The sequence below is a fragment of the Patulibacter sp. SYSU D01012 genome (assembly GCF_017916475.1).
Classification (GTDB): Bacteria; Actinomycetota; Thermoleophilia; order Solirubrobacterales; family Solirubrobacteraceae; genus Patulibacter.
In genome coordinates, this window is record NZ_JAFMTB010000001.1 from 1,609,540 (window position 1) to 1,621,606 (window position 12,067).

14 protein-coding genes are annotated in these 12,067 nt (G+C 76.8%); 7 read left to right on the top strand and 7 right to left on the bottom strand.

The annotated features are described in order from the left end of the window. Positions 1 to 42: 42 nt before the first annotated feature. Positions 43 to 753, bottom strand: a complete 711-nt coding sequence (locus J3P29_RS07450; RefSeq protein ID WP_349239779.1) for a response regulator transcription factor — start codon at positions 751 to 753, stop codon at positions 43 to 45. Then, on the bottom strand, positions 741 to 1,982 hold the full coding sequence (locus tag J3P29_RS07455; RefSeq protein ID WP_349239780.1) for a histidine kinase: 1,242 nt from the start codon (positions 1,980 to 1,982) through the stop codon (positions 741 to 743). Before J3P29_RS07455 ends, J3P29_RS07450 begins: the two co-directional genes overlap by 13 nt. Before the next feature lie 107 nt (positions 1,983 to 2,089). Here J3P29_RS07455 and J3P29_RS07460 point away from each other — a divergent pair, with 107 nt between their 5' ends. The 6 genes from J3P29_RS07460 to J3P29_RS07485 all read left to right on the top strand — a co-directional run bounded on the left by J3P29_RS07460 (position 2,090) and on the right by J3P29_RS07485 (position 7,044). Continuing rightward, entirely contained in the window at positions 2,090 to 3,019 is a 930-nt protein-coding gene (locus tag J3P29_RS07460) for an ABC transporter ATP-binding protein (RefSeq protein WP_210492427.1), read from the top strand. After that, positions 3,016 to 3,804 (top strand): ABC transporter permease subunit, encoded by a 789-nt coding sequence (locus J3P29_RS07465; RefSeq protein ID WP_210492428.1) that lies wholly within the window; start codon positions 3,016 to 3,018, stop codon positions 3,802 to 3,804. The genes J3P29_RS07460 and J3P29_RS07465 overlap by 4 nt, the downstream gene beginning before the upstream one ends. A 41-nt stretch (positions 3,805 to 3,845) precedes the next feature. Continuing rightward, the gene (locus J3P29_RS07470) at positions 3,846 to 5,126 is read left to right on the top strand and encodes a glutamate-5-semialdehyde dehydrogenase (RefSeq protein ID WP_210492430.1); all 1,281 of its coding nucleotides are present in this window, start codon (positions 3,846 to 3,848) and stop codon (positions 5,124 to 5,126) included. A gap of 2 nt (positions 5,127 to 5,128) precedes the next feature. After that, positions 5,129 to 5,740 carry a nicotinate (nicotinamide) nucleotide adenylyltransferase gene (nadD, locus tag J3P29_RS07475; protein WP_210492431.1) on the top strand — a complete coding sequence of 204 codons (612 nt, stop codon included), beginning with the start codon at positions 5,129 to 5,131 and terminating at the stop codon, positions 5,738 to 5,740. Beyond that, a complete protein-coding gene (rsfS, locus tag J3P29_RS07480; protein ID WP_210492432.1) occupies positions 5,737 to 6,219 on the top strand; it encodes a ribosome silencing factor in 483 nt (160 codons plus the stop codon). Before nadD ends, rsfS begins: the two co-directional genes overlap by 4 nt. Positions 6,220 to 6,381: 162 nt before the next feature. Beyond that, positions 6,382 to 7,044, top strand: a complete 663-nt coding sequence (locus J3P29_RS07485; RefSeq protein WP_210492433.1) for an adenylate/guanylate cyclase domain-containing protein — start codon at positions 6,382 to 6,384, stop codon at positions 7,042 to 7,044. A 63-nt stretch (positions 7,045 to 7,107) separates the two neighbouring features. On the opposite strand, the gene J3P29_RS07490 is transcribed toward J3P29_RS07485, so the two are convergent. The 5 genes from J3P29_RS07490 to J3P29_RS07510 all read right to left on the bottom strand — a co-directional run bounded on the left by J3P29_RS07490 (position 7,108) and on the right by J3P29_RS07510 (position 11,629). After that, positions 7,108 to 8,640 carry an NAD(P)/FAD-dependent oxidoreductase gene (locus J3P29_RS07490; RefSeq protein WP_210492435.1) on the bottom strand — a complete coding sequence of 511 codons (1,533 nt, stop codon included), beginning with the start codon at positions 8,638 to 8,640 and terminating at the stop codon, positions 7,108 to 7,110. A gap of 45 nt (positions 8,641 to 8,685) precedes the next feature. Next, complete coding sequence (locus tag J3P29_RS07495; protein ID WP_210492436.1) at positions 8,686 to 9,636, bottom strand: PAS domain-containing protein; 951 nt, start codon at positions 9,634 to 9,636, stop codon at positions 8,686 to 8,688. A gap of 113 nt (positions 9,637 to 9,749) precedes the next feature. After that, positions 9,750 to 10,649, bottom strand: coding sequence for a 5'-3' exonuclease H3TH domain-containing protein (locus J3P29_RS07500; RefSeq protein ID WP_210492437.1), 900 nt, complete (start codon positions 10,647 to 10,649; stop codon positions 9,750 to 9,752). 9 nt (positions 10,650 to 10,658) lie between these two features. Beyond that, positions 10,659 to 10,922 carry a hypothetical protein gene (locus J3P29_RS07505; RefSeq protein WP_210492438.1) on the bottom strand — a complete coding sequence of 88 codons (264 nt, stop codon included), beginning with the start codon at positions 10,920 to 10,922 and terminating at the stop codon, positions 10,659 to 10,661. A 29-nt stretch (positions 10,923 to 10,951) separates the two neighbouring features. Next, the gene (locus tag J3P29_RS07510) at positions 10,952 to 11,629 is read right to left on the bottom strand and encodes a TIGR00266 family protein (protein ID WP_210492440.1); all 678 of its coding nucleotides are present in this window, start codon (positions 11,627 to 11,629) and stop codon (positions 10,952 to 10,954) included. Between the two features lie 135 nt (positions 11,630 to 11,764). On the opposite strand from J3P29_RS07510, the gene J3P29_RS07515 reads away from it, so the two are divergent. Further along, complete coding sequence (locus tag J3P29_RS07515; protein ID WP_210492441.1) at positions 11,765 to 12,064, top strand: peptidoglycan-binding domain-containing protein; 300 nt, start codon at positions 11,765 to 11,767, stop codon at positions 12,062 to 12,064. Positions 12,065 to 12,067 lie beyond the last annotated feature (3 nt).

Here is a 12,067-nt window from a genome sequence, read left to right on the forward strand (position 1 = left end):
TCGCGCGCCCGGCTCCGGGCGCCACCCGCTTCGGCGCGGCGCCTACCTGCCGGGGGCGGACGACGCCGCGTCCAGCCCCGCGTCGTGGACGAGCAGCGCCACCTGCACCCGGTTCGTCAGCCCCAGCTTCTGCAGCAGCCGCGAGACGTGCGCCTTCACGGTCGCGACGCTCATGTGCAGCTCGGCGGCGATCTCGGCGTTCGCGGCGCCGCGGCCCAGCGCGACGGCGACCTCGAGCTCGCGCTCCGTCAGCTCCGCGAGCGCGCCGGCGGCCCGAGCCCGGCGGTCCTGGGCGCCGGCGTCCGCCACGTGGTCGATCAGCCGCCGGGTGACCCCGGGCGAGAGCATCGCCTCGCCGGCCGCGACCAGCCGGATCGCGCGGACGATCTCGGCCGGCGGCGTGTCCTTGAGCAGGAAGCCCGCGGCGCCCGCGCGGAGCGCGCCGAGCACGTGGTCGTCCGCGTCGAAGGTCGTCAGCACGATGACCTGCGGGCGGCCGCCGTCGCGGGCGGCGCGCTCGCGGACCGCGCGGGTGGCCTCCAGGCCGTCGACGCGCGGCATCCGGATGTCCATGAGGACGACGTCGGGGCGGTGGGCGTCGAGCGCGGCGGGCACCTCGGCGCCGTCGGCGGCCTCGCCGACCACGCGCAGCTCGGGCGCGCCGGCGAGCATCATCGCCAGCGCGGAGCGGACGAGGGGGTCGTCGTCGACGATCAGGACGCGGACGGGGGCGTCGGGAGTCACGGCTGCCACGGCATCCAGGCTCGCAGGCGGAAGCCGCCGTCGACGGTCGGGCCGTGCGTCAGGTCGCCGCCGGCCAGCTCGACGCGCTCGCGCAGGCCGACGATCCCGGTGCCCGCGCCCGGCGGGGCGGGCGGGCGCTCGGGGGGCGGCGCGGCGTTGCGGACCTCCACCTCCAGGCCGCCGCCCGGGACGCCCGAGACGGTGACCCGGACCGGCGCGCCCGCCGCGTGCTTGCGGGCGTTCGTCAGGCCCTCCTGGACGACGCGGTAGGCGTTGCGGCCCAGGCTGCGCGGCACGGCGACCTCGGCGGGGAGCGCGACCCGCTCGTCGACCTGCGCGCCGGCGGCCCGGCACTCGTCGAGCAGCGCGGGCAGGTCGTCGAGCGTCGGCTGGGGCCGCTCCGGGCCGGGAGACGCGTCGTCCCGCCGCAGCACGCCGATGACCTCGCGCAGGTCCTCGAGCGCCTCGTGCGCGCTCGCGCGGATCACGCCCGCGGCCCGCGCGACGTCGTCGGCGGGGGCGTCGGGACGGAACTCGAGCGCGCCCGCGTGCATCGAGAGCAGCGAGATCCGGTGCGCCAGGACGTCGTGCATCTCGCGCGCGATGCGCGTCCGCTCCGCGTCGCGGGCGCGCGTGACGAGCAGCTGCTGCTCGCGCTCGGCCCGCTCGGCCCGCTCGCGCAGCGACGCCACGAGCTGCCGTCGCGAGCGCACGACCGCGCCCCAGGCCACGACCGCCGTCAGGGTTATGCAGACGAAGAGGACGAGCACCCAGTCCGGGACTCCGGGCTCGGGGAAGAGCCAGACGTACGGCACGACGAGCACCAGCTGCAGCACCGACAGCGGCACCACCAGCCGCAGCGGGCGGTGGACCGCCAGCGAGAACAGCAGCACCATGCCGGCGCCGCCGACCGACGACGCGAACACGCCGAAGGGCGTGGCCGCGACGAGCAGCGCGACGGGCCAGCGGCGCCGCCACCACAGGGCCACGGTGAAGCCGACGCCGGCGGCGACGTCGATCCAGGCCAGCAGGTCGCCGTCGACGCCGTCCGGGTGGACGTCGAAGAACCCGTACGCCCCGAGCGCGGCGGCGAGGAGGAACGCGACGACGTCGACGGTCCAGTCGCGGGCGGTGCGGCGGCGCGGCCGGCGCGCGGCGTCCTCGGCCGCGTCGTCGACCAGCCAGGCGGGCAGGAGCCGACGGCGGCGCGGCGCGTCGGAGGCGGTCGTGGTGGCCACGGAGGCCAGCGTACGGTCCGCCCGGCGGGGGCACCACCGACCAAGGTCGACGACGGCATCGACCGACGGCCGATGTGCGGGCGCCCGTGCCGCGCGAAGGTGGCCACATGATCGTCTGCGAGCACCTGACGAAGCGCTACGGAGAGCACGTGGCCGTGCAGGACGTGAGCCTGCGCTGCGAGCCGGGCACCGTCACGGGCTTCCTGGGCCCGAACGGCGCCGGCAAGTCGACGACGATGCGGATGCTCTGCGGGCTGACGCCCCCGACGTCCGGACGCGCGACCGTCGACGGCGTGCCGTACGCCGCGCTGCCGCAGCCCGGGCGGCGCATCGGCGTGCTGCTCGACGCGAGCGCGCAGCACGCCGGCCGCACCGGCCGCGAGGTGCTGGCGCTCTCCGCCGCCGTGCTGGGGCTGCCGCGCCGGCGGGTGGACGAGGTCCTGGCCCTCGTCGGACTGGACGGCAAGCCCGCGGGCCGCCGCACGGGCGACTACTCCCTGGGCATGCGCCAGCGCCTGGGCCTGGCGCACGCGCTGCTCGGCGATCCGGACTGCCTCGTCCTCGACGAGCCCGCGAACGGCCTGGACCCCGAGGGGATCCACTGGATGCGCGGGCTGCTGCGCGACTTCGCCGACCGCGGCGGCACCGTGCTGCTCTCGTCGCACCTGCTGCACGAGGTCGAGGCCGTCGCCGACCGGCTCGTCGTGATCGCCGGCGGGCGGATCGTGGCGGAGGGGACGAGCGACGAGCTGCTCGCCGGCGGCGGCGTGGTGGTGCGCTCGCCCGAGCCGACCGCCCTGCGCCGCGCGCTCGCCGCCGCCGGGCTGCCGTCCACGGCGACGACGGACGGCGGCCACCTGGTCGACGCCGCGCCCGAGGCCGTCGGCCGCGCGGCGGCCGCCGCCGGCGTCCCCCTCGTCGAGCTCCGGGTGGCCGAGCGGGCCGGCCTGGAGGACCTGTTCCTGTCCCTGACCCGCGGGGGCGGCGCCGACGCCGCGCCCGCCGACCGCACCGACGCCCCGCTGGAGATCGCATGAGCACCGCCGCCGTCACCCCGCCCGCCGCCGCCCGCGCCCGCGGCGCCTCCGGCCCGCCGATGTCGCGGCTCGTCCGCGTCGAGCTGCGCAAGGGCGTCGACACCCGCGCCGGCCGCTGGCTGCTCATCGCCAGCGCGCTCCTGGCGCTCGTCGTCGCGGTCGCCGGCGCGCTGACCGGCGACGCGCAGGACCGCGACCTGTCCAACGTCCTGCAGCTCGTGATGCTGCCGCTCGGCACCCTGCTGCCGGTCATCGGGATCCTCTCCGCGACGGGCGAGTGGTCGCAGCGCACGGCGCTGACGACGTTCGCGCTCGTGCCGCGCCGCGGCCGGATCATCGCCGCCAAGCTGCTGGCCGCGCTCGTGCTCGGTGCCGGCGCCGTCGTCGTGTGGCTGGCGACGGGCGCGATCGGCGCCGCGCTGGCGGGCGCCGTCGGCGACGCGCCGGACCCCTGGAACGTGCCGCGGGACCTGCTCTGGCAGGGCGCGATCGCGCTCGAGCTGGGGATCGTCCTGGGCGTGGCCTTCGGCCTGCTGCTCATGGCGCCGGCCGCCGCGATCGTCGCGTACTTCGCCGTGCCGACGGTCTTCGCGATCCTGGGCGAGCTCGTGACGGCGCTCGACGGCGCCTGGGACTGGCTCGACCCCAACCGCAGCATCGACCCGCTCACCCGCGGCGAGCTGAGCGGGTCCGGCTGGGGCCACCTGCTCGTCTCGCACCTGCTGTGGATCGGCGTGCCGCTCGTCCTCGGCACCGTGCGGACCCTGCGCCGCGAGGTCAAGTAGACGCCGCCCGGGACGGCGGGCCGACCTCGTAGGATGGGCGCATGTCCGTGCCCGCGACCGAGGTCAGCTCCGTCGTCGACGTCTGCCGCCGCGCCCGCGCCGCCGGGCGCCGGCTGGCGGCCGTCGACACGCACACGAAGGACGCCGCGCTGTCCGCCATCGCGGACGCGCTGCTCGCGCGCGCCCCCGAGATCCTCGAGGCCAACGCGCGCGACCTGGAGGCCGGCGCGGCCGCCGGCCTGCCGTCGTCGCTCATGGACCGCCTGCGCCTGGACGACGCGCGCCTGGCCGGCATCGTGCAGGGCGTCCGCGACGTCATCGCCCTGCGCGACCCGGTCGGCGAGACGATCGAGGGCTACCGCCTGCCCAACGGCCTCGAGGTGCAGCGCCAGCGGATCCCGCTCGGCGTCGTCGCGGTCGTGTACGAGGCGCGGCCGAACGTCACCATCGACGCGGTCGCCCTGGCGATCAAGTCCGGCAACGCCATCGTGCTGCGCGGCTCGTCGAGCGCGCTGCACTCCAACCGGGTGCTCGCGGCCGTGGCCGCCGACGCGGCGGCCGAGGCCGGGCTTCCCGACGGCTGCATCGGCCTGGTGTCGGGCGGCGGGCGCGAGGAGCTCGCGGAGCTGGCCACGCAGGACGCCTACGTCGACCTGATCGTCCCCCGCGGCGGAGAGGGCTTGAAGGCGGCGCTCAAGGGCGTCGCCACCGTGCCGGTGATCTTCGCCGCGGCCGGGATCGGGCACGTCTACGTCGACGCGGCCGCCGACCTGGCCATGGCCGTGGACGTCGTCGAGAACTCGAAGGTCCACCGCCCGAGCGCCTGCAACGCGGCCGAGACGGTCCTCGTGCACCGCGAGGTCGCCGCGGCGTTCCTGCCGGCGATGGCCGAGCGGCTGGGGCAGCGCGGCGTCGAGCTGCGCGCCGACGCCGACGCGCTGCCGCTCGTCGACGGGCGCGGCGCCACGGTCGTCCCCGCCACGGAGCAGGACTGGGACACCGAGCACCTGGCGCTGATCCTCGGCGTGCGCCTGGTCGACGACGTCTTCGGCGCGATCGACCACGTCGAGACGCACGGCTCGGGCCACTCCGACGCGATCGTCTCGCGCGACGCCGGCGCCATCCGGGCGTTCGAGCGGGGCGTCAGCTCCGCCGCCGTCTACGTCAACGCGTCCACGCGCTTCACGGACGGCGGCGAGTTCGGGATGGGCGCCGAGATCGGCATCTCGACGCAGAAGCTGCACGCCCGCGGGCCGATCGGCCTGCGCGAGCTGACGACGTACCGCTACCTGGTTCGCGGCGACGGGCACGTGCGGTCCTAGGCGTGCGCGTCGGGATCCTCGGCGGGACGTTCAACCCGCCGCACCTCGCCCACCTCGTGCTGGCGGAGTGCGCGCGCGACGCCCTGGACCTCGACCACGTCCTGCTCGTCCTGGCGCCGCGTCCGCCGCACAAGGTCGTCGACGGCGATCCGGGGGCGGAGGAGCGCCTCAACCTGTGCCGCCTCGCCGTCGCGGGGGACGAGGAGCGCCTGCGCGTGTGCGACGTCGAGCTGCACCGCGAGGGCCCGTCGTACACGGCGGACACGCTGCGCGAGCTGCAGCGCCGTGCCCCCGACGACGAGTTCGTGCTGCTCCTGGGCGGCGACGCCGCGGCCGGCCTGGAGTCGTGGCACCGCCCGCAGGACGTCCTGGCGTTCGCGGCGATCGGCGTGGCGGAGCGGGGGAGCGACACCCACGCGGGCGCCCGCGCCGCCCTCGAGCGGCTGGGCGCGCCGGAGCGGCTGCTGCCGTTCGAGATGCCGCCGATCGGCCTCTCGTCCACGCTGATCCGGGCGCGCGTGCGGGCCGGCCGGACCGTCCGGCACCTGGTCCCGGACGGGGTCGAGGCGCGCATCCGCTCCCTGGGGCTCTACCGTGGAGGGCACAGCGAATGAGCAAGCGCACCTACATCAGCCAGCACACCGCCCCCGAGGTCCCGGACGAGCAGCTGCCGCCGGACCCGGCGCTCGAGGGCCTCGTGCGCCGGATCGCCGCCGCCGCGGGCGACAAGCGCGCCCTCGACGTCGTCGCGATCGACCTGCGCGGCGCGTCCGCGTACACGGACGCGTTCGTGATCGCCACCGGCCGCACGGACCGCCAGGCCAAGGCGATCTTCGACGGCATCACCGAGGACCTCAAGCACGAGGGCGAGCGGCTGCTGCCGCAGCGCACCGAGGGCGAGCAGGAGGCGCGCTGGATCCTCGCGGACTACGGCGACGTGGTCGTGCACGTCTTCGTGCCCGAGGCGCGCGCGTTCTACCGGCTCGAGTCGCTCTGGGGCGACCGTCCGCGCATCGACGTCTCGGACGTCGCGCCCGAGCGCTCGACCGACGGCCCGCAGGGCGCGTCGGCCGAGGGCCCGCTCGGCGCCTGACCGCGCGTCCGGCGGGCGCCGCGGCCCGTCCCGGCCGCCGCGACCGGCGAGCCACCGTCCGGCCATGTGTCCTCGCGCACACTTCGGGCGGCTGTCATCATGGGCGGCGAGCGCGCCCATGCCGTCCGCCGCCCTCGACATCCGCCCCGACCGCGCCGCCGCATGAGGCAGGATCGCTGCTTCGCGTTCCTGGACCTGTGCGGGTTCAGCGCGTACACCGAGGCGAACGGCGACGAGGAGGCCGTCTCCGTGCTCTCGATGATGCGGTCCGTCGTGCGCCGCGCGGCCGACCGCCGCGGCGTGCGCGTCATGAAGTGGCTCGGCGACGGAGTGATGCTGACGAGCGGCGACCGCGGGGCGATCGCCGCCGCGACGCTCGAGATCCGGCATCACCTGGGCGGCGCGTGCCCGCTGCCCGTGCGGACCGGCATCTGCCGCGGCGGGGTCATCATCTTCGACGGCGACGACTACGTCGGCGCGGTGATCAACGTCGCGGCGCGGCTCTGCGACCGCGCGGAGCCGGGACAGGTCCTGATGGCCGAGCACCCCGACGCCACGGTCCCGCCGTGGGCGACGATCGAGCCGTACGGCCGCGTCGAGGTGCCCGGCATCCGCCAGGAGCTCACGGTCAACGAGATCGACGTGCGCCGGACGCCGGGCCGGGCGCCGGTCGTCGACCCGGTGTGCGGGCTGCCGATCGACCCGACCGTGGCGGTGGCGCCGCCCGGCGAGGACGACGAGCGGCTGCGCTGCTTCTGCTCGGCCGGCTGCGCCGAGGAGTGGGCGCGCGCCCGGCGCGCCCGCCACGTCCACCGGGTCGCCTGACGCGCGCGGTCCGGCGCGGTCCGGCGCGGCGCTGGCGGGCGCCGCGCCGGCCGGGCGCCGGCCTCAGGCCGGGACGGCCGGCGGGGTCGCCCGGACGGGCGCGGTCTCGTACCGGTCCAGGTCGAAGCGGGCCGTCCGGCGCCGGTAGAGGAACGTGAAGTCCGGCCAGAGCGTGGTGTTGCGGCCCCGGGCGTCGAGGTACCAGGAGGCGCACCCGCCCTCGTTCCAGACCGTGCCCTGCAGGCGCCGCTGGATCTCCGCGTTCTCCTCCTCGACCACCGCCGGCCTCGGCGCGATCGCGCCGAGGCCCTGGCGGCGCATCGTGCGCAGCGCGTCGCGCACGTAGGCCACCTGCGACTCGATCATGTAGATGATCGAGTTGTGCCCGAGCCCCGTGTTGGGGCCGACCATCATGAACAGGTTGGGGAAGCCCGCCACGGTGGTGCCGCGGTACGCCTCCATCCCGTCGGCCCAGTGCTCGGCCAGCAGCCGGCCGTCGGCGCCCCGCAGGCGCTCCGCGATCGGCTGGTCGGTCACGTGGAAGCCCGTGCCGAAGATGATCGTGTCGACCGGGTGCTCGACGCCGTCGCCGTCGACGACGGAGTGGGGGCGCACCTCGCGCACCCCGCTGGTGACGACGTCGGCGTTCGGCGCGTCGAGGGCGGGGAAGTAGTCGTTCGAGATCAGCACCCGCTTGCAGCCCACCTGGTAGTCGGGCGTCAGCTTCTCGCGCAGGACCGGGTCCTTGACCTGCCGCTTCAGGTGCGCCAGGCCGACCCGGCGGGGCAGCTCGCGCAGCCGCGGGACGTAGTTGAACGACAGCAGGAAGCTCTCGCGCGTCAGGTACACGCCCAGACGGGCCAGGCGCTGCGCGCCCGGCAGGTGGCGGAAGAGGAACCGCTCCCACCGGGCGATCGGGCGGTCCGGCCGGGGCAGGACCCACGGCGGAGTGCGCTGGAAGAGGGTGAGCTCCTGCACCTGCGGCTGGATCTTCGGCACGAACTGGATCGCGGACGCCCCGGTGCCGATCACGGCGACGCGCTCCCCGGTCAGGTCGTGGTCGTGGCGCCAGCGGGCGGAGTGGAAGGTCGTGCCCTCGAAGGTGTCGAGCCCCGGCAGCGTCGGGTACTTCGGCTCGCAGAGCGGCCCGGTGCCCGACACGAGCGCCTGGGCGGTCAGGCTGCCGCGGACCGTGTCGATGTGCCAGCGCTGCGTCGTCTCGTCCCAGCGCGCCTCGAGGACCTCGGCGCCGGTGCGGACGTAGGGCCGCAGGCCGAACTGCTCGACGACCCGCTGCTGGTACGCCCAGATCTCGGGCTGCGTGGCGAACGAGCGGGACCAGTTCGGGTTGGGGGCGAACGAGAACGAGTACATGTGCGACGGGACGTCGCACGCGCAGCCCGGGTACGTGTTGTCGCGCCAGGTGCCGCCGATGTCGTCGGCGCTCTCGAGGACGACGAAGTCGCGCTCCCCGTCCTGCAGCAGGCCGACGGCCGTGCCGAGGCCGGAGAAGCCGCTGCCGACGATGGCGACGCGGACGTCGGTGGGGAGGGGGGCTTCGGTGACGGACCGGGGCGACGCCGTGGTGGTGCTCATGGGACGCTCCTCGCGGGGCGGGTCGACGGGTTACCGGCGAGTAGGCTACGGCACCGTAGGAGAACGTGCAAGCCCGTCCGGGTCCCCGTCGGAGGACACGCGCACGCGCAGGGCGGCGACCTCGGCCGCCAGCGCGTCCCGCTCCGCGCGCAGGGCGCGCAGCGCCGCGACGCGCTCCCGGTCGGCCGTCACGTCGCGGCTGACGGTGACGAACGTCCCCGCGTCTGCGGCCCCCGGGGCCATGACGCGCTGCTCGTCGGCGCGGCCGGTCGCCGACCGCAGGCGCGTCTCGCACCACACCCAGTGGCCGTGGCGGTGGCGGTGGCGGGCGGTCCAGGTGGCCGGGCGGCCCGCGAGGACGGCGGCGACGAGGACGCGCCGCACGTCGGCGAGGTCGTCGGGATGGAGCAGCTCGCGCTGGGGGCGGCCGACGAGCTGCTCCGGCCGCCAGCCGAGCACCGCGCGCACGCACGGCGAGATCCAGCGGACGGTGCCGTCCGGCGCGCAGACCGTCACGACGTCGGACCCGTCCTCGACCGCCAGGCGATGCTCCCGCTCGATGCGCCGGAGGGCACGGCGCGCGTCCTCGCGCTCGGAGACGTCCACCGCGCAGGCCAGGCCGCCGACGACGCGGCCCTCGGCGTCGCGGACGGGGCTCAGCTCGGCTTCCACCGCGGCGTCGGACATCGAGGCGCGGTAGGCGATCACGGTGGTCTCGCCGCCGAGCGCGGCGCGGAGCGCGGGCGTGGAGCCGTGGCCGGCGTCGAGCGCGAGGACGTCCGCGACCGGCCGGCCGAGGGCGCCGACGGGATCCCGACCGAGCCGCTCGAGCCCCGCGCCGTCGGCGTGCACGATGCGGAGGTCGTGGTCGTACACCGCGACGGCGACGTGGGGCAGTCGCAGGAGCGCGGCGCGGACGCCGCGCTCGATGTCGCGCTGCCGGAGCGGGCCGGTGCCGGCGGGCTCGGGCGTGCCGGCGGGCTCGGGCGTGGACATCGCCGGCCAACATACCCCCGGGAGCCCGCCGCGCCGCGTGGGGTGGACAGGTGATGGGGAGGTGTCCAGGTGGCGCGGCGCGGACGGGGCGCCGCGGGGGATCGGCGTCCGCGTCAGGCCTTGCGCAGGTCGGCCGCCAGGCGCCCCATCCCGAGCGCCTCGGCGGCGTCGGCGCCGGCCGCGCGGTCGGTGGCGCGGTCGGGGACGGCGGCGACGTCCGCCTCGTGCAGCAGGGCGACGGCGCGGTCGCGCCGGGCGTCGGCGGCGTGCTCGCGCAGCGTCGTGGCCAGCCGCGCCGTCAGGCCGTCGCCGAGCTGCGGATCCTCGCCCGGCTCGCCCCCCGGTCCCTCGGCGCCCGCGGCCCGGAGGACGCCCTCCAGGTCGCCGTGCCGGGCGAGCAGGCGGGCGGCGGTCTTGGCGCCGATGCCGGGCACGCCCGGGATCCCGTCCGACGGGTCGCCGCGCAGCGCGATCAGGTCGGTGACCTGGTCCGGCGCGACGCCGAGCGCGTCGCGCACCCCGTCCTCGTCGACCGTCACCAGGCCGGGGCCCCGGCCGGCGGGGCGCCGCACGACGGTGCGCGCGTCGACGCAGGCGAGCAGGTCGCGGTCGCCGGTGACGATCGCGCTGCGCCCGCCGTGGGCGGAGCGGCGCCGCGCGAGCGTGGCGATGACGTCGTCGGCCTCGAGGTCGCCGCCGTCGCGGACGGCCCAGCCGAACGCGGCGCACAGCTCCGGCGCCTGCTCCCAGCGGTGGCGGAGGGCGTCCGGCATCGGGTCGCGGTGCGCGTGGTACGCGGGCAGCAGCGCGGTCCGGTGCGTGGCGTCCTCGGCGCCCGTGGCGACGCAGACCGCGGCGGGGTCGTGCTCCTCGATCTCGGCCAGGATCGCGCGGATCGCGCCGAGCAGCGCGCCGATCGGCCGGCCGTCCGCCCCCTCGATGCTCGACGGCAGCGCGAAGTGCGCGCGGTACAGGAGCCAGGGCAGGTCGAGCAGCAGCAGGGGGCCGGACACGCGCCGAGCCTAGCGGGACGGCGCGTCGCCCTCCCACCACTTCGGGCCGCGCTCGCCGAGCGCCACCTTCGCGGCGTGGACGCGCGCGCGTGCCGCCTTCATCGCGTCGTCGTCGCCGGCGCGCTTCGCGGCGCCGACGGCGCGGCGGGCCGCCATCAGCTCGTGCACGTGCGTGCGGCGCTCCTCCTCCGACAGCCGGGGGTCGCTCGCGCGCCAGCGGCGGCCGTCGATGACCACGTAGTGCCCGTCGGGGGTGCGCTCGGGCTCCGTCATGGACCGCCGGTACCCGCCGCGGGCCGCCCTCAGCCGCGGCTGAACGGCAGCTCGGCCGTGAGCCAGCCGATCAGCTCGCCGGGGTTGCGGCTCTGGGTCCACACGCGCCCGGGCCCGGTGAACTCGAAGACGAAGCCCTCGCCGGACTTCAGCGTCTGCACGAGCCCCTTGGCGACCTTGCGGATCGTGAACGAGACGCCGTCCTCGAACGCGACCATGTGGCCGGAGTCGAGCACCATCGACTCGCCGGCGCCGAGCGTGACGACGTCGAGCGCGCCGTAGCAGGACGCCACGACCTGGCCGCGGCCCTCCGCGCGCACGACGAAGCCGCCCTCGCCGCCGACCAGGTTCTTCAGGCCGCCCCACTTCGTGTCGATCTCCACGCCGTCGGACGAGCACAGCCACGCGCTGCGGGCCAGGTTGACGGCGCCGTCGACGTCGATGGCGGTCGCGTCGCCGGGGAGCCGCGCCGCCAGGTCGACCCAGCCGCCGTGGCCGCCGGCCGTCAGGCGCGTGACGAAGAGCGACTCGCCGCCGAGGACGCTGCGCTTCAGGCCCTTGAGCAGCCCGCCCTCGGCGCGGGACTCGACGGCGACGTCGGCGGAGGTGGCCATCATCGCCCCCGACTCGGCACGGACGCTCTCGCCGGAGCCCAGCGTGACGCGGGCGACGGCGAAGGACGGGCGGTGGCGGATGTCGATCTGCATGGGGGCTCCGGGACGCGGACGGCGGGACGCGGGGGAGCGTAGAGCCGCCACCTGCGCCGCCTCTAAAGCGCGCCGTCCCGGCGCGAACGCACGTTCGCTTGCACGCCGTCCGCACGGCGCTCCAGGGTTCTCCGCATGAGCACCATCGCCCTTCCGCTCCACCGCCGTCGGTCGCGCCGCGGACCCTCGGCACCCCGCCTGCTGTCGGTCGCGCTCGTGCCGGGCAGCGCCTCGGCCGTCGACGCCGTGCCCGCCATGACGGCGCGTGACGCCCAGGCGCGCCTCGTCGCCTTGGGGCTGCTGCCGCCGTCGGCCGCGACCGGCGCGTGGAACCCCCGCACGGTCGAGGCGGTCCGGCGCTACCAGGAGGCGAGCGGCCTGGAGCCGAGCGGGGTCGCCGGCGCGGCCACCGCGCGGCTGCTGCGCGCGGCGTGAGTG